Genomic DNA, 17,762 nt, shown 5'->3' on the forward strand with positions numbered 1-17,762 from the left:
GTGCGAGAGTGCGAAATATGAAACACAGTCGTGGTTTTACCATGATAGAACTACTTGTTGTGCTAGTTATCCTTGGCCTTTTGGCTGGTCTTGTAGGCCCACAATTCTTTGGCAAAGTTGATAGCTCAAAAGTAAGAACTGCGGAAACCCAAGTGAAAATGCTTAAAATGGCGCTACAAACCTATCGCTTGGATGTGGGGCAATATCCACCATCATTAGAAGGGTTGCGCACTGCACCTAATGAAGCAAAGCAATATTGGGATGGTCCTTATCTAGAAGAAGGTGTGCCATTAGACCCTTGGAATAATGACTACATCTATGAAATTAATGGAAAAGCTGATCATGGTTTCTATCTGTATAGTTACGGCGCTGACGGTCAACCAGGCGGCGATGACATAAACGCAGACGTAGGTTATGTACCATAATTCGTTCCCTAAGGGTTTTACCCTTATTGAGCTTTTAGTAACCCTTGTATTACTTGGGCTAATTTCCTCTGTGGTGTCGCCAGCTATTTTCAAATGGATGGAGTCTCGCGAGGCAGATGCAAAGCGCACTGAGTTGCAAAATGCAGTTTCTGCGTTACCACTTAAAGCGCTTTTTGCTAACACCAACCAAATTGTTACTGACTCACGTGATATTAAGATTGAATCTGACACACAAATTAAGATTGAAAAGCCAATAACCGTAACCAAAAACGGATATTGTGTGGGGGGACAAATAACAGCGACTATAGGAGATACCGTGTATTCGTATAATGTTGACGCGCCCTTTTGTACAATCACGAGAATGTAATGCACACCAAACGCAGAAATTCTGGCTTTACGCTAATTGAATCACTTGTTGCTCTAGTCATTTTATCAACGGCATTCGCATTTGTATGGGAATGGTTTGGTACTGCTGTTATAACAAGCGAGAAGATTGAGTCAGCCGTTGAGCTTCCTTTAATTTATGAACAAGCTCACGATCAACTTGAGTTAATGGATTTTGAGATAAACAGAGAAGGCAGTTTTAAAGTTGGACGGTACACCGTAAATTGGGAAGCGAAAGAGCTTCGTTCAAACCTCTCCGAAGCTCATCGAAAATCTCCAGCTTGGATTGTCGCGCTTTTTGATGTCGCGATGGAATTTAAGATTGAAGATAGACTTATAACGAGTGTAGATACAAAACTTGTTAAGCAATGGAGAGATGATGGTTATTCCATTGGCACGCTTCAATAAAATAAATGGTTTTACACTCGTTGAGATGTTGGTGGTATTGGTAATTTTGTCCCTCACTACAACACTACTGGTAGAAGGGTTAGGTACCACGTGGCGTAATTTTGATAAACTCAATAGCCAACAGCTTATTGTAAATAGAGGTTTACTGCCGAAAAAGTGGTTCATCGACAGCTTTAAAGGCGCACAGCTTTACCACCCGTTTAAGTCAGTGTTTTCAGGTTCGTCACAACGCGTTTCGTTTATTACTATTAATCCACCGGGCACCATTAAAGCGACACCAACAAAAGTAGAGTGGAGTATAGAAAGCCAAAATAGTGCCATACAGGGCTTATATTACTCCATTGATAATGGCGACAAAGTAAAAGTAGCTAATCTAAATGGGCAATTTTCATTTAGTTATCTAAACGGACAGCGTTGGGAAGACAGTTTTTCTCCCAATAAAGCACTACTGCCAAATGCAATAAAAATACTCAATGGTGATGAACAGTGGTTACTGGGAATACCTGGTAGAGATGTAGAAGCTATTATGCCAACGGGCATCGCAGTAAATGGTACCCATGAAATTTAATACCCCTTCCCTAGCTCGGCAAAGTGGTGCGATACTTCTTACCGTGCTTATTGTTATGACCATGATGATAGTGCTGATTGCTACTGCCAGTTCTATTATGAGTAATCGAATATCATTGGCGTATGAAGCAAAAGAACAGCTCTCTAAAAAAGCTTTAGTGCAGAGTAAAATTAATGAGCTCACTTACTTGGCAGCTACTCAGCGTTTTACCACAGCAGGGTTAAGTACCGGTCAAAACACGGACAAGTTAGTACAGTCAGACGGGCAATGGCGTTTTCGAACCACCGGCGATGAATTACGCATTGATGGTTTCGAATATTCAGAAGCAGTAGATGGAAAAGAGAGATCAAAATTATCGTTTGTTTTACAGTCTGAGAATGGACTGATTCCTCTAAATACCGCGAGTGATTTCTGGTTAACACAATGGCTGGACGGATATAATATTGCACAATCCCAGCGACAGAAATATATTGATACACTTCACGACTATATTGACGCAGATTCGACGCCTCGCGCGGCTGGAGCTGAGCGTGATAGCTACCAACACGTAACAATGATGGACTTGCCAACAAATTACTTTATCCAAGATTGTGCTGAGCTAGCATTAATGCCTCATTGGCGCGAACTAGCCGTTGAATATCCGTCTTTATTACAAGAATGTTCCACTGAGTACCTGTCTTCACTGAACATCAATGCCGTTCCCCCAGCCTTGTTAAAAAGGTTATGGCCAGATAAAGCTGGGCAAATTTTGATTAAGCGATCTGCGGGGGACTGGCTTAATTCGATTGAAGATCTGAGTTTGATCGTGAATGATCTTGATCTAAATAACGAATTACTCTATCGTTTTGCAGCTAACAGTTCGTTGATCATTACCGTTAGGTTTGATGGGTATACTGAAACTCGAAGCGTTGACTTTGGTGTAGGGTTAGAAAAACCTTTTACACTAAAAGTAGCTTCTGTTTTTGCTAATTAGCAGTTCTGCTGCTATAAACAGTCGGTTGTTTAAACTCATTCAAGTCCCTTTCAAAGTCGAAATGTTAGGTGAAATATAATTATAATAAAGCTGTGTTAGGCTTTGAAAAAAAGTTTTGTTTTAGTTAATTAGCGAGTATGTTAATTGACATATGAGCAATTGGTTGTACACTAGCTTGAACCTTAACCTGCTAGGTTAGGTCTAGCTGGACGGAATGAGCTAACATAAAACTTTAAATAAAAAATTTGAATGCAGCGCGCTTAACACGGGCTGTACTTAAATGATGGAGGCGTTTCTGGAGCTGACCTACGGGATCAAAGGTTATCGAAAGAAACAAAAACTATAGTTACTCTTGCAGGAGTTATACATGTTAAACAAAAAACTATTAGCGGTAGCAGTTACAGCCGCAATGACACAGGGAATCGCATTCGCAAACCCTAATCAGGTCGCTTTTGACCTTGATGGTGCTACTGGTGATTTCCCTGACAGCACAGCTGTTCAGTACCCAACTGAGCTTACTTGGGATTCTGAGCGTGCTATCGTTGAAAACGACAACGGTACTGCATCTCACTTTACAGCGAACATCGGTTTCTCAATTGCGGAAGGTACGAACAAGTACATCCGTATCGACCTAGGTAACGGCGCAACTTTCCAAACTGCACCTCGCCTAGTATGGGATACTGTTGCAGCTGAGCAAGCTCGTCCAGTAAACGCAGGCAATACTGACGTTCAAAACTACCCTGTTACCGATATCCCTAACCCACAGTCTTCAATCTCAGAAGGTGGTCAAGGTGCAAACTACGTGGTATTCGAAGTTAACGCTTTCGAAAACAACCCAGCAGGTCGTGAAGATATTCCACGTTGGTTGAGCTTCTACGTTGAAGTTGATCAATACAACCTTTCGACTGACGGTTGTACAACTGCTCGTTACCGTTTATTCGAAGATGCTGTTGACGCACAAAAAGAAGACGATTCACAAACACTTAAAGACACTGGTGCAGACGATGCTATGTGTTTCACTAACGGTGTTGTAAACGACTTCACTATTCCAAACAATGCTTACGCATCTGTTGATTCTGAGTACACTGTATTCATCCACGCTAATTCACAATTTGCTGATCACGATGAAACTAACTACTACGACGAACAGCAAAGCGGCAACGACACTAACAACGACGGTATGTTCGACGGTGTTGGCACTTGGGCAGGTGCGGCAGTTTCTGCTACAACTGCTAGCCTAGGTGAAGTAGATACTGACCTTCTAGCTCCTGCTGGTAACGGTTTCACTGACCTTGACGGCGGTGCGTTCAACAATGTTGACGTAATCGGTACAGACCCAGTAGTTAAGTTCAATGGTGACTTCTCGTTCGGTGAGTGGACTATGCGTGAAGTAACTACAACTCCTGCAGGTCCTGCGGGTGATTCATGTAGCGTTGGTACGGATATCCTTCCAGACCCAGCTTCTACTATGTCTCAGCTAGTATTCAGCACTATCTCTCAAGCAGATCTTGAAGCGAACGATTACGTTCTGTGTGTTGACGTTGCAGGTATGGATTCAGACGTAACTGATAACCTACTAGTAGGTTCTGAGAATCCTTGGATGACTGGTAACAAGATGAACCGTATCGGTGAGTCTACTTACTCAGCTAACATTTCATGGGATGCACTAACAGACAACTATGCTGCTGATGCTATCTCTACAAATGATGGTTGGGAAGAAGCAATGGGTGCAATGCCGAACTCTATCGATGATACCATGGGTGAAATCATCTATGACTCTATCACTGTAGACGTTCCGTTCATGTCAACATTCACTGACTACAAACAGCGTTTCCACCTAACTAATACTGGTCCTACTCCAGCTAAGTACATGTTTGAGTTCACTCCAGAGAACGGTACTGTAGTAACTGCGGGTGCTATGGCAACTGGTGTTATCCCAGCGGGTGAGTCAATCGTAGTTCAAACTGCTGACATCATCGCTAGCTTCACTGGTCGTTCACGTACTGCTGCTCAGCTACACATCGGTGGTGAAGACGAAGATATCGGTGTATCTGCGGTTGTTGTTAACCCAGAAAAAGGTACTATCGACATTCAAGACCTTAACGCTAACAGCATTAAGGCTCGTAAGTCTAACTTCCTACCAGAAGCAAATAACGTAACTCCATAAGGTTACTTGCTTTAATTGCTAGTCTAAAACCTCGCTTCGGCGAGGTTTTTTTTAATGAAAATTGTTTATGAAAAAATTCTTACTAACAGGTATTCCTCGCTCTGGTACAACACTGTCGTGTAAAATTTTAAATTCACTTGAAGACACTATTGCACTGCACGAACCACTTAACCCAGGAAGTTTTCTGAGTGCAACAAGCAATAATGCAATCTTAGAAGTTATTAAGTGTATTGATGCTATTGAGAATAAACTGATTAATGGCGAGGCCTTTGAGCACGGTAGTGATCAATCACTATTACTAGATAACCCAATTGAAGAAAGTGGGAATGGAAACCTTCGACGGTTAAAAGCCAAACGCGGTTTACTTACCCTTCCCCCACAACCAGCCACCATGAATTTAGTGATTAAACAAAATGCACTCTTTGCTTCTTTAATACATGAAGCTGTAAATTACTTTCATGTGGTTTCTGTTATACGAAACCCTGTAGATGTACTTTTATCATGGATGAATGTGGATTTACCTGTAAATAAGGGGCGTATTCCTGGCGGAGAAAAGTTCTGTAATAAATTAAAAGTAGCTTTAGATTCAGAGCCAGATGTTCTTAAACGACAAATTTATATCTATGGTTGGTTTATAAAACAATTTTCAAATTATGCCAACTCACTAATAAAATACGAAGATATAGTAGAAAGTAACGGAAACGCACTTATAAATGCATTTGGATTTGATGGGCAATCAACTATGAGCATCGAGAAGGTTGCACGTGTTTACAACCAGCAAACCTTAGATAATCTCAGAACTTCAGTCATTTCCCATATACAAATTTTATCCAATCAATACTACGATGAAGCTTCAATAAAACAAAGGTTACAAGAAGTTTGCGAAGCCTAAACATAGCTGCAATTTAATGTATGTGATATATTTCTAGTTCAAGTCGATACCCACTAAGCCGCTAGCAAAGGGATAAGCGTGAACAAAATAAAAAATGTCGCAAGAAGACTTCTGGGTAAAGAAGCACCTAAACCATATGTCATTGACAGTGTAGCTAAAACATCAACAGGATATTGTGTTGTAGGCTGGTACGCCACAAGTACAGTCCAGCGTGTAGGCCTAATTAGCAACGAAAATAAACCTCTTGCCTCTGATGTTACTTTTATTGAGCGCAGTGATGTTGTGTCTGCAACGGGAAAACCGGCCACAGGTTTCCAACTTGTATGCGACACAGAGCTCGACATTAGTGAATTTCAATTTATTGTACTTTGCACAGATGGAAACCAGCTAAAAGCCTCACTAACACTTCAAGGTGATATACAACCTATCGATGTTCCATCAATTGATGTTTCCAAAATGTCGTCGAGCAGTGTTAAGGGAACCTTAGAATATGCCATTTACGTTGATGAATATGTTTATGTAACAGGGTGGTTGTTAGATGCTGGAAAAACTAAATCCTTCGATTTAAATATAAAAAAAGCAATTACTAAAGACACTAACCTTATTCGTTATACCAGGTCTGATGTTGTTAATGCATTCGCCGACAGTGCAGAAAGTGTCAATGCAGGCTTCATTTTAGTTTTTACTTTAGACAGCGCTGAGCTAGTGCCGAGCGTAAAGCAACTTTCTATTGAGTTCGAGTATGCAGACAAATTAGAAAAGCTATCTACTACACAAATTTACAATGGCAAGTCAGATCAAATGACCAATGCCCAGCGCATGCTTAATGCATGGCAAGCTCACAGTCCATCCCATTTAGCGAAAGCGGATATGTTTATCCCAATGCTGGATAAAATGTATCCTGGCGATGTGAAACCAAGCGTACGCAGGCTTGACTTTGGTAATGCTGCTGCTTCACCTAGTGTATCTATGATTGTGCCTCTCTACGGTCGCATTGACTTTATGCGCTACCAGTTGTCTAACTTCCAGCGCTTCATCAATGCCGAAACTGTTGAAGTAATTTACGTTCTAGACGACCCAAAACTAGCGAACGAAGCAACGAAATTAGCAAGAGAAATGGCACAAATAGTGTCATTCCCATTCTCTTTACTTATTCTTGGAAAAAACGTTGGTTTCGGTAAAGCTAACAATATTGGTGTTGAGTACGCGAGAGCAGATAACTTGTTACTTCTCAATTCCGATATATTACCTAAATCTATGCAATGGGTTGAAAAGCTCCTTGAAACAAGTAACAAGCCTGAAGTAGGTATAGTAGGTGCTCGTTTACTGTTTGAAGACAACACTATACAGCACGATGGTATGGCACCAATGACCGTCAACGAATACCCTGGTTTGCTATTTAATGACCACCCTAAAAAGGGCTGGCCAATCCAACTTGCCCCTTACACTGAGAACGAAGAACACTGTACTTTACTTACCGCAGCCTGCTGGATGGTTAAAAAGTCAGACTTTATTGCTGTTGGTGGTTTTGACCCTATGTATATTCTAGGTGATTTTGAAGACTCTGATCTTTGTTTAAAAATTGAAGAATTGGGTAAACGCAACATGATTCGCAGAGATGTAGAGTTGTATCACCTAGAAAGACAATCGCAGAACTTGGTTAAGCCAGGACGCTGGAAGCATAACATAACTGTACTAAATGCCATAAAGTACAATGACAAGTGGAAAAGTAAATTAGGCGACTTGGAAGGGAAGCTGTAACATCATGAAGAAAATTGCATTTATATCTCATGGACACCCTGAACTCAGCAAAGGCGGAGCAGAAGTTGCGTCATGGAATCTGTATCAACTGCTAAAACAGCAAGGGCATCACTGCCTTTACGTCGCTCGAACAGATGGCTCTTCACATGGCGGGTCTACTTTTTCTAGCCGTGGTGAAGAAGTACTATTTCATACTGGAATGACCGATTGGTTTAACCTAAGTACTAGCCATTTGAAGCCTCTTTTTACAGATTTATACGACCTGCTAAAGCAATTCTCACCTGACATTGTGCATATTCATCACTATGCCCATATGGGGATTGAGATTTTTCCAGCCGTTAGGAAAGCGCTGCCCAACGCTAAAATTGTGTTTACTCTTCATGAGTTTATGGCGATGTGTATGCATAACGGTCAAATGGTTAAGAGAGAAACCCTCAAACTGTGTACTAAAGCGGTTCCTTCTGATTGCCATCAATGCTTCCCTAGTCATTCACCTGGGGATTTTTTTCTGAGGAAGAGCTATATACTCGATCAATTCTCCTATGTAGATGAGTTCATATCACCAAGCGAGTTTCTCGCTCAGCGCTATATAGATTGGGGTCTACCTGAAGATAAAGTGCACGTGATAGAAAATGTGTTACCGACATTAACACCGGCGAATCCAAGATCCCTTCCAAGTGAAGGTAAACGCACTAAACTAGCCTTTTTCGGACAAGTTAATCCTTACAAAGGCTTGGATATTTTGCTAAAGGCACTCTCTTTACTGCCAGAAGATGTTCGTGAGCAAATTCACTTAGATGTTCACGGTGCCAATTTAGATATCCAGACCAGTGAATTCAAAGAAAAAGTTGAAGCGCTGTTAGGAGAAGTAGAAGACTGTGTTGATTTACGCGGTCCCTACGAATCAGAACAACTACCTAGCCGTATGGCTGAATGTGATTGGGTAGTAATTCCCTCTGTATGGTGGGAGAACTCTCCAGTTGTTATCCAAGAAGCTATTCACTTGGGGCGTCCATTAATAGGCTCCAATATTGGTGGCATGAAAGAGAAAATCGAAGGTATCGCAGGGTTGACCTTTGAAGCGCGCAGCGCCGCATCTCTCGCAGCAGCGATTGTGCACGCTATTGAACCAGAAGTATTCGATTACTGGTACGCTAAATTAAGCAATCAGCAATCTGCAATAGAGCAACACTTACAGTTTATTGAAAAGCTAAACAGCAACTAGTGCCGTCAGCTTTTTATAAAGGAAGTAGAATGAAAATTGGTGTTATTACCAACTTAATCAAGATAGACGAGTTTGTAGCAAATAAAATGGCTACGGCTAACACTGAAGAGTGGATGGAAGCGACAGGTGGCAACACAGGAAATGTAGCCTTTGTTCAAGGAATTAAAAATATACTTGGCGGCGAGTTTGGCATAGTGTATTGGGGTGACAATCCCCAAGCTGTAAATAAGTACTATGATATGCTTGTTATTTGTTGTGCTAACCAAATTGGTGCACACGTAGACTTGTCTGGATGGGCAGACCGCCTTAGACATTTTGACCTCCCTACCGTATTCATTGGTTTAGGGGCGCAAAGTGATGAAATCGGTAATATTCCTCAAATTCCGGATGGTAGCAAAGCATTTTTAGCACTAACAAAGTCTCTACGCCCAAATGAAAATGAAAGTAATATCATTACACGCGGACTATTTTCATCTGAAGTTTTATCACATTATGGTGTTGACTCTTCGCCATTCGGTTGTCCATCGCAGTTTATTTCGACCGCGCTCAACCTAGGCCAAGCCTGCCTTGCCCATCAAAAAAGAGCAAAGTTCGACAGAATAATGACAGCCGCCGGTAACCCTTGGCATCCTTCGGCTTCACTAGAAAATACACTAACGCAAATTGTAGAAGACTATCACGGCGATTACATTTTGCAGCACCCTAAAGCTCTCGTACAACTTGCATTGGGTGAAACAACAGACCTAACTCCTGATCAGATTAAAAGATTAGAAAGCGTTTATTCCCGAATTGGAGATTGGGAGCACATTCAAGCATGGTTCGAAAGCTATTCCGTTCTTTTTGCTGATGCGCAAAACTGGATGCATTACTCTAAACATTTCACATTAGCTATGGGGCCCCGCTACCACGGCGTCGCACTACCTATTCAAGCGGGTGTACCAGGTAAAGTAATTAGTATCGATTCTCGTACCGAAGAACTGTCAGTAACGACAGGGATACCAACCGTAAAATATACTGAAGTAGAATCACTCTCTGCTAAAGATCTTATTAAATCTTGTAGGTGGACTCAGAATGACGCTGATAACTACGATATGGTTCGATGCAATAATGCAGTGAACTACCAGACTTTTTTAAGTAACAACAATCTGCCTGTAAGTAATGCAATTGCACAGCTAGCTAATTCGAAGGGGACAAATTAAGTGGCAAAGTTAATGGGCTTAGGCTCAGGAAATAACAAGTTAGTAAACTCATATAAAACCCTTTATGAGGCTGCATCAAGTAATACAGGAAACTTACTGTTTAACTTTGCTTTAGAGTCGCTAATAGAGTTAGCTGGAACTGATGTGCGATGGTCTACACCCGCTGAGAAAATTAACGCTGACGGACACGACCTATTAATACCGATGGCAAACAACATAGGTAGGCATACAGATTTGAAAAAGTCAGGCCCTAAGCTTGACGGTGTGAGTGTACACAAAACCGTTATGGGGCTCGGTGCACAATTTCAGTTAAATGAAGATTTTGAATCCGCTTTTGAAGCCATTCCAGAAATGTCAAAAGAGTGGTTAATGGACTTGTGTAACAGCTCAGATATTCCCAATGTGTCAGTTAGAGGCAAGTTGACGCACAAAGTTTTTGAAAAGCTGGGCGTTGGAGACAAAGCAATACCTTTGGGGTGCCCATCACATTTTCTCAGTGCAAATAGAACTCTCGGGCAAACACTTAAAGAAAAAGCATGTTCACTTACTCCCAAAACTATTGTAAATGGCATAGCTGTAACGGCAGGTAACCCCGCTATTGCAAACTTAGTGAAGACTGAACAGTTTTTAATATCACTGCTTGATAGCTACAAGGGAAAATACATTGTCCAGCACCCTAAGAATTTAATTTGCTTATCGGAAGGATGGTATGATGACCTTACTGACGAAGAAATAGAAGTGGTGCGTAGCCGTTTTTTCCCATCATTAAAGACTGATGGAATGAAAACATGGCTCAAACTTTTTGCAACTACATATGTGTCTATTCCACAGTGGTTCAGTGACATAAGCAAGGTAGATTTTGTTGTGGGCACCCGAATACACGGTTGCCAATTAGGCATTCAAGCAGGTGTTCCTGCTGTTGTTTTACATATCGACTCTAGAACCAAAGAATTATGTGAAACAATGCATATTCCTACAATATCCGCTCGCGAATTCCAAAAGTCTCCATCTTTAGACCAACTGCTAGAGGTTGTAAAAAACTGGGACTGGGATGCTTATGATAAAAATAGAATAGCATTGGCTAATCAAACCCACGATTTTGTGCTACAAAATGGCTTAACACCGTCTCGTCACTTCAAGGCGCTTATCAAGTAGTCTCTGATGCCACAAAAGTCACCATTTCTTCTAGTTAGTGGTTTTCATCGAAGCGGTACCTCGTTAGTAGCTCAAACCCTCCATTCAAATGGAGTGAATTTGGGCGAAAATTTAATGGGGGCCAGCTTTGGAAACCCAAATGGGCACTTTGAGGACTTATCAATTGTAGAACTACATGACGAGCTATTAAATCTGCATGGCCTAGATTGGCAAACCACTTATAGCAGCACTATTGAACCACCACCACTACTCAAAACAAAACAGCAAGAATATGCAGAACAAAGAGTAAAGCAGCAAAACTCTTTTATTGGAGCCAAAGATCCTAGAGCCCTTTACTTTTTCGATTCATGGAATGAAGCATTTCGTGGCGATATACTCTTTCTATGTGTTTTTCGCGGTTGGCGATATAGCGTATCTTCGCTTCTCAAGCGACACAGCAGATTCCTATTAAACACTACAGGTAAAATGGCGAGCCTGCCTAAGGATATAATATTCTGGCTGCAGCCAAACCTAGCTGCGAAAATGTGGTTAGCGTCAGCAAAGCTAATCTTGGCTCAATATAGCAAAATGCCGGAAAAGACACTCCTGTTTCCACTGGAGGACTTACTGGCAAACAGTAATACCTTCCAGCAGGCGGTACTCAGTAAAAGCTTGCCTCTATCCATATTCGATATAAACAAATCATTCTCTCCGAGCTTGTTGCAAAAGCAAATACCCGCATCTGCTATTCAAATGCTGTGCCCAGAGATTATAAAAGAGTGTGATCAGCTAGAAGATGAGTTATACAAAGCATTTGGTAGTGATAAAAACAAACAAAGCGTATCACTATTGCCGACTAGCGAATTATCCAAAGAAATATTGGCTAAACTTGCTAGTGAAAAAGAATCCCCTAAGTTAACCCCCAATGTACAGATCGATTTAAAACGTTATAGCTTTGATGATGCTATTGAGTTATTGAAGACTACAGATAACTTGCCGTTTGAGAGTTTTGATTGGTTTCAGCTCTTAAATAGAGACGATTTGAGTAACAATAACTTACAAGCACTTTTCGAACTAGCAATACGTCATAAAAAATTTGATGTGGCAGAAATCGCCATGCAGCGTGCCATTAGCAATCACCCGGCACCTTGGCGTTGGATGAATTTAGGTGATACATACCTTCATAAAAAGCTATTTAACCTTGCCCAAAATTGTTATTCGGAAGCAAGAAAGTTAGCCCCTAATAACGCTTCTTTTTTGGCAAGATTAGCTGATGTAGAAACACTAGAAGGGAACTTTGAAGCTGCACAACGACTTATTGACCAAGCAATTGCACTTGATGATACAAAACCTGCGATAAAATCAGCTCAGAAGCGCCTTAGTGAAACATTGATTAAAGCAAAAAAGGTAAACAGTGCTAAAGACGGTTTTTTGCCAATTATCAATGATTATCAGCAGGTAGTTGATAAGATGACTTCAAATAAAGAAGATGGCTTGGCACTGGATGAATACCTTGTTAAAAGTGCATTCGTAGCTAAAAATATTTATACATGGTTATACGAGGGCTTAACACAGTTAGGGGAAAAACCACGTTCATGCTTATTAGATTATATACTTAATCATTTGAGCGAGTACTGGACAGAGACGGTTTTACGCACAGAGTTTCTACCCAATAAGACACCGAATAACAAGCCAATCATTGAAGACCGTAAGATACAGTGTGAGGATAATGCGAGGATTGGTGTCCATATACACGCTTTCTACCCCGCTCTTGTACCAGAAATTCTGAGTTTCGTTGCCAACATTCCTCAACCAATAAAGTTAGTTTGTACCTGTATACAAGAAAATAGAAAAGTTATAGAGCAAATGTTGCCTCACGGTTCCATCGTGAAGGTTTGTGAAAACAAGGGAAGAGATATTGCACCTTGGTTAATACATGCGGCCAAGTTACTTGATGATTGTGACGTTGTCTTAAAGTTACATACAAAGTCCTCTGACCATGCTAGTGCATTATATGGTTGGAGGCTGCAACTACTGTGGTGCTTAGCTGGCACAAAAGCTACTGTTGAAAAAACTATTAGAGGAGTTTAGGACTAAGCCAGAACTTACTATTGTTCACCCTCCTTATCACCCTGCACTAAAACATGATATAAACTGGGGTGAAAACAAAGAAATTGCACAAAAACTAGCAAACGAGTTAGGGATTACTCTTCCAAAAGAGATAGACGACTTCCCGGCGGGCAGTATGTTTTGGTATAGGCCATGTAAGCTATCTAAAATTCTAAATTATGGATGGCATTATGATACTTTCCCCCTAGAAGAGGGACAATTAGACGGCACCATTATGCATGCCATCGAGCGACTGTTAGGCGACACTGACAACAATATGACTTCTCTGAAAGTTCTTATCAAATAAACTGACTCAATCTCGAAAATAAAGGGAATTCTTTTGGAAAACATAAATACAAACTGTTTAACCGTAATCAATAAACACAACAAACCTAGTTATGGAAACCCGATAGAGGTCATGGCAGAGGTACACCATAAGTATACAAATAAGTCAAAACAAGACTTTACTGTTGATAAATTTGCTAAACCTAGTTTTTCTCGCCCACCGCTACCAACAGAGATTCTATTCCCTGCTATAAACTTAAGAGAGATAAACGATGTTTACGTTTATGATGCTTTCCTAACATTTGATAAAAATCATATTTATTCTGACTCATCAATGAGGGGTGGATTGGCAGGGGCTTCTGACGAATCAATACTCACTTGGGCTAGACAAAAGCTACAATCGTCTGCTGATAACGTTTCTTTTGAACACTCCAAGGAAGCTGTATTGATCGTACACAATGAAGGAGGAGGTACATGGGGACACCATTTGATTCAAAATTTCCCCAAAATCCTTTTCGCACAAAAGTATTTTCCAGATATGAAAATACTACTTCCGCAGGCGTTTTGCAGTCCCAACTCTAGTAGGGGAAAACTTTTAGATATTTACGGCGTTAATAGAGATAAGATTGTCCCCATAGATCCAAGCGTAACGTATTCATTTAAATCTGTTTATATTCTCGACTTTTTATATGATGCGATAAATTCGTTTATTCATCCTTGGGCACTTAACACTCTCAGAAGTATAGTTTTAAAGTCTGCAGTAACAGAAAACAGTAAACTTTTCGTAAAGCGTGTTGGAAAACGAGCGATTGAAAATCAAGCTGTGATTGAAAAGTGTTTGTTAGATAAAGGTTACTTTTCTCTTACACAGAATCACCAAAATCTTGATGAACAGATATTATGCTGGAGTTCCGCTGGAACTGTTGTTGCTACTTTAGGAAGTGATATGAGCAACTTAATTTTTCTCAAAGAGGGCTCAGCTATTCTTTCCCTATCACCTGATTGGTTTGGCGATAGAGTTTTTTTATAATTTGGCATATGCAACAAACCTCAATTGGTATGAGATTAGATGTGGTGAAGTAGGAGCTATAAGTAGTGGCTCTCACCGTTTTAATAATTTTCATGTTGATATGAACCTTTTAGAAGAAACAATTAATCGTATAAGCACAGCTCAATAAAAAACTAACACAAGGAATGTTTATGCTAAGAAAATTATTTCCTATACTCCTTTTAATTTCCCCCACTTACTCACTTGCTGGTCCGCTGGTAGACGAGGCGTTTGAGATACTCAATGGGGAAAAGCCTGTATCACTAAGCGCAGTTCCTGTAACAGGGCTTCCTCAAGAAACATCATCTGTACTGGTTCCTAATTCAGATAATAATGCAACAATTTATGTTGCATATGACGCTGATGAAACATTCCAAAAGCAATTCCCAGTGGCAGTCAGTAAGAATAATAATGAAATTTTGCTCACAGTAGATAGTTCGCAAAATATTGTTAGTACGTACTTATCACCTGATATTTACTCTCAACAGTTTGAAGATGAGTGGGGAGAAGATATTTCAGAACTTCTACAACAGGGCCATCAGCAAGGGCTTTTAGAAAGTACCTCACTTACTGAAAATGCCCTTTATATCTCATCAAAAATATTCGAGAAAGATGGCAAGCTAATAGGCTCGGGGGTTTATGAGACAGAGCTCATCATTCCTCAAAGTGTTATTGACGGTTTTGAAGGTGGTTGGCCAGGCCCCGAACGAGTTTCAAAGCCAACCTACTTTTCCGACGAAGAATCCGAAACATTAGTTGATGCAATAGAAATACAACCATTCAAGAACGCACACCCCCTTACTGATAAGTGGCTGATGCCGCTATATATCAAAGCCGAAAAGTATGGGTTAGGTGCATATCGTGAACTAAGTCATGAACTTATCGATTTTTCACACACTGATTATAGCTCTCCCCTCTTTAACACATCTATAAATATACAAAGTACTGCAGACAGTATATTGCTTACATACAATGACACCTCTGTGCGCTACTCACCAATTACAATTGAAGAAGATGAGTACGTTTTCTTTATTGAAGTTGAAACTCCTGAGGAAAAATTTAAATTTGTATCTGCTGCATATAAGATGACAGATAACACAGAAAAGTTCGTAAGAGGATTGTCAAGTCGCTTCCCTTTTGTGCAGGTCCCTCACGTAGGTATGGGCATTGAGGAAAGATTTGACGGTGACAGAATTGCCTGTGAATGGATGAGTGGGTATGAATTTGTAGCAGACAACACAATGACACAAACCACCTGCTATGACCGTCTTTCAGGTGAAGCCAATGTAATAGACAATAGTCCTTATGTTAGTGGCACCGAAGGATGGAATTGGGCTATTAGCGATGGCGTCATTGAGTTTGAAAATATTACACCGTATGTAGAGGTAAACAAACAAACATGGGTACCTATTCAAACCAATGAAGAAGGCTACACTATTATTCTTGAGTATTGGGAATATGCTACAAACTTTGAAGGTGCTCCACCCAATGGCTACATGCAAGCACCAAGGGCTAACGTGATAAAGTTGGTCGATGTCAGCCAATATACTGAAGCATACGCCAATGGAGGCTTTGGTGGAGACAATGATGGCGACAACATTGAAGATAGCACAGATACCGATGATGATAACGACGGTATGCCTGACTATTATGAAGAGTCTTTCTCACTTAATCATTTGAACAGTGCTGACCGAGACGAAGACTTAGATGGCGATGGCTTAACAAACTTCGATGAATTTAGCAGAGGTACTTACCCCAACGACAATGATTCTGACAATGACGGTATATTGGACGGAGATGAACTAGTTCGTTCCCCCTACGACTATGATGGTGATGGCATTTCCGATATTGTTATCCGTCGACCTGAAATTGGCCAATTTATTGTCGCTCGTTCGTCTGATGGTGCAATAATGCGCTCATTCTTTGGTTCACAAGGCTCTGACATTCCTCTTGCAGGTGATTTCGACGGTGATGGTACTACTGACCTCGCTATTCGTCGGCCATCTGTTAAACAATTTATCTCTCGAACTTCGTCTGACGACAGAATTGACCGAATCTTCTTTGGCGCTCAAGATGAAGATATTCCAGTGGTTGCTGATTACGATGGCGACGGTCTGGATGATGTTGCAATTCGTCGCCCCTCTACTGGGCAATGGTTTATTAAGTACAGCACTACTGGTGAGATTGTGCGTGAAACGTTTGGAACAGACAGTTCTGATACACCAGCAATCGCAGACTATGATGGTGATGGTAAAGCCGATATTGCTGTACGTCGACAACGTGCAGGGCAATTCATTATAAAGTACTCCTCAACAGATACAATCGACCGAATTTTCTTCGGCTCTCAACAAACCGATATTGCTGTTCCGGCCGACTATGATGGCGACGGTAAAGCCGATATTGCTATTCGCCGCCCTAGCAACGGATATTGGTTTATCAAACGTTCAAGTGATGATGTAATTGAGCGTACATTCTTTGGTTCAAATGAAGATGATATTCCAGTGGTTGCTGATTACGATGGTGATGGCAAAGCTGATATAGCAATTCGTCGTCCTAGCTCTGGTAATTGGTTTGCTAAGCTCTCCGCAGATAATACCTATATGCGTTTCTTTTTCGGTAGTAAAAGCACTGACATCCCACTGGCAGCGCCACTTAGTGTAGTGCTGAATATGACAACTACGGGTGAAAACGCTAGCCGAAATGAGCAGCTTTCTGGGTTCAATATTGACGTTCAAGAAGTTTTAATTAAGGAACATATTCCCGGTAACGCTCAATGGTTAACGCAGGAAGTAGAAAGTTCAGAAGCCGATTTATGAAGTTTAATTAAATAAGTATTAGATTAATAAGCCGCTTGATAAAGCGGCTTATTTTTTGATTTGAGACAACTCCGACTTTTTTAGCTTAACCTAACCATTTAAACGGCTGAAGCACCTGTGTGAGGGGCAATTTTGGCCCCCACTGGGGCATGGCCATTATTAGTCATGCTGCCCACAAATGCACTTAATTGGGCCCACCAAACCGCGTACATTTGCGATTGCCTGACTAAGAAATGACTCATACACAAGTTATGAACAAACATAAACAGGCTCTAGCACTTCATAACAATAATAGACTTTCGTAACTCATTAATCATTGCAATGGACGGCGCAAACATGTCACTTATCTCAATGCTGTTGTCACCTAA

15 protein-coding genes are annotated in these 17,762 nt (G+C 40.9%); all 15 read left to right on the forward strand.

The features are described 5' to 3' along the window. The first annotated feature begins 17 nt into the window (after nucleotides 1-17). The 15 genes from gspG to EYR97_RS21020 all read left to right on the forward strand — a co-directional run bounded on the left by gspG (nucleotide 18) and on the right by EYR97_RS21020 (nucleotide 17,394). On the forward strand, nucleotides 18-425 hold the full coding sequence (gene gspG / locus EYR97_RS20950; protein ID WP_131095700.1) for a type II secretion system major pseudopilin GspG: 408 nt from the start codon (nucleotides 18-20) through the stop codon (nucleotides 423-425). Then, on the forward strand, nucleotides 415-792 hold the full coding sequence (locus tag EYR97_RS20955; protein ID WP_131095701.1) for a prepilin-type N-terminal cleavage/methylation domain-containing protein: 378 nt from the start codon (nucleotides 415-417) through the stop codon (nucleotides 790-792). Before gspG ends, EYR97_RS20955 begins: the two co-directional genes overlap by 11 nt. Next, complete coding sequence (locus EYR97_RS20960; RefSeq protein WP_131095702.1) at nucleotides 792-1,217, forward strand: type II secretion system protein; 426 nt, start codon at nucleotides 792-794, stop codon at nucleotides 1,215-1,217. Before EYR97_RS20955 ends, EYR97_RS20960 begins: the two co-directional genes overlap by 1 nt. Beyond that, a complete protein-coding gene (locus tag EYR97_RS20965; protein ID WP_131095703.1) occupies nucleotides 1,186-1,785 on the forward strand; it encodes a type II secretion system protein in 600 nt (199 codons plus the stop codon). Before EYR97_RS20960 ends, EYR97_RS20965 begins: the two co-directional genes overlap by 32 nt. Then, nucleotides 1,766-2,758 (forward strand): type II secretion system protein GspK, encoded by a 993-nt coding sequence (locus tag EYR97_RS20970; protein WP_131095704.1) that lies wholly within the window; start codon nucleotides 1,766-1,768, stop codon nucleotides 2,756-2,758. Before EYR97_RS20965 ends, EYR97_RS20970 begins: the two co-directional genes overlap by 20 nt. A 367-nt stretch (nucleotides 2,759-3,125) precedes the next feature. Further along, complete coding sequence (locus tag EYR97_RS20975; RefSeq protein ID WP_131095705.1) at nucleotides 3,126-4,925, forward strand: hypothetical protein; 1,800 nt, start codon at nucleotides 3,126-3,128, stop codon at nucleotides 4,923-4,925. Between the two features lie 67 nt (nucleotides 4,926-4,992). Continuing rightward, nucleotides 4,993-5,817, forward strand: a complete 825-nt coding sequence (locus EYR97_RS20980) for a sulfotransferase domain-containing protein (protein WP_131095706.1) — start codon at nucleotides 4,993-4,995, stop codon at nucleotides 5,815-5,817. Between the two features lie 78 nt (nucleotides 5,818-5,895). Next, complete coding sequence (locus tag EYR97_RS20985) at nucleotides 5,896-7,578, forward strand: glycosyltransferase family 2 protein (RefSeq protein WP_131095707.1); 1,683 nt, start codon at nucleotides 5,896-5,898, stop codon at nucleotides 7,576-7,578. Between the two features lie 4 nt (nucleotides 7,579-7,582). Continuing rightward, nucleotides 7,583-8,803 (forward strand): glycosyltransferase family 4 protein, encoded by a 1,221-nt coding sequence (locus tag EYR97_RS20990; protein WP_131095708.1) that lies wholly within the window; start codon nucleotides 7,583-7,585, stop codon nucleotides 8,801-8,803. Nucleotides 8,804-8,832: 29 nt separating this feature from the next. Beyond that, nucleotides 8,833-10,002 carry a hypothetical protein gene (locus tag EYR97_RS20995; RefSeq protein ID WP_131095709.1) on the forward strand — a complete coding sequence of 390 codons (1,170 nt, stop codon included), beginning with the start codon at nucleotides 8,833-8,835 and terminating at the stop codon, nucleotides 10,000-10,002. Continuing rightward, nucleotides 10,003-11,157 carry a polysaccharide pyruvyl transferase family protein gene (locus EYR97_RS21000; protein ID WP_131095710.1) on the forward strand — a complete coding sequence of 385 codons (1,155 nt, stop codon included), beginning with the start codon at nucleotides 10,003-10,005 and terminating at the stop codon, nucleotides 11,155-11,157. Between the two features lie 6 nt (nucleotides 11,158-11,163). After that, on the forward strand, nucleotides 11,164-13,227 hold the full coding sequence (locus EYR97_RS21005) for a rhamnan synthesis F family protein (protein WP_131095711.1): 2,064 nt from the start codon (nucleotides 11,164-11,166) through the stop codon (nucleotides 13,225-13,227). Continuing rightward, entirely contained in the window at nucleotides 13,202-13,552 is a 351-nt protein-coding gene (locus EYR97_RS21010; RefSeq protein ID WP_165478126.1) for a rhamnan synthesis F family protein, read from the forward strand. The genes EYR97_RS21005 and EYR97_RS21010 overlap by 26 nt, the downstream gene beginning before the upstream one ends. Nucleotides 13,553-13,585: 33 nt before the next feature. Next, nucleotides 13,586-14,560, forward strand: a complete 975-nt coding sequence (locus tag EYR97_RS21015; RefSeq protein ID WP_131095713.1) for a glycosyltransferase 61 family protein — start codon at nucleotides 13,586-13,588, stop codon at nucleotides 14,558-14,560. Nucleotides 14,561-14,730: 170 nt separating this feature from the next. Continuing rightward, the gene (locus EYR97_RS21020; RefSeq protein WP_131095714.1) at nucleotides 14,731-17,394 is read left to right on the forward strand and encodes a VCBS repeat-containing protein; all 2,664 of its coding nucleotides are present in this window, start codon (nucleotides 14,731-14,733) and stop codon (nucleotides 17,392-17,394) included. Nucleotides 17,395-17,762 lie beyond the last annotated feature (368 nt).

This window comes from Alteromonas sp. KUL42 (assembly GCF_006538325.1).
Classification (GTDB): Bacteria; Pseudomonadota; Gammaproteobacteria; order Enterobacterales; family Alteromonadaceae; genus Alteromonas.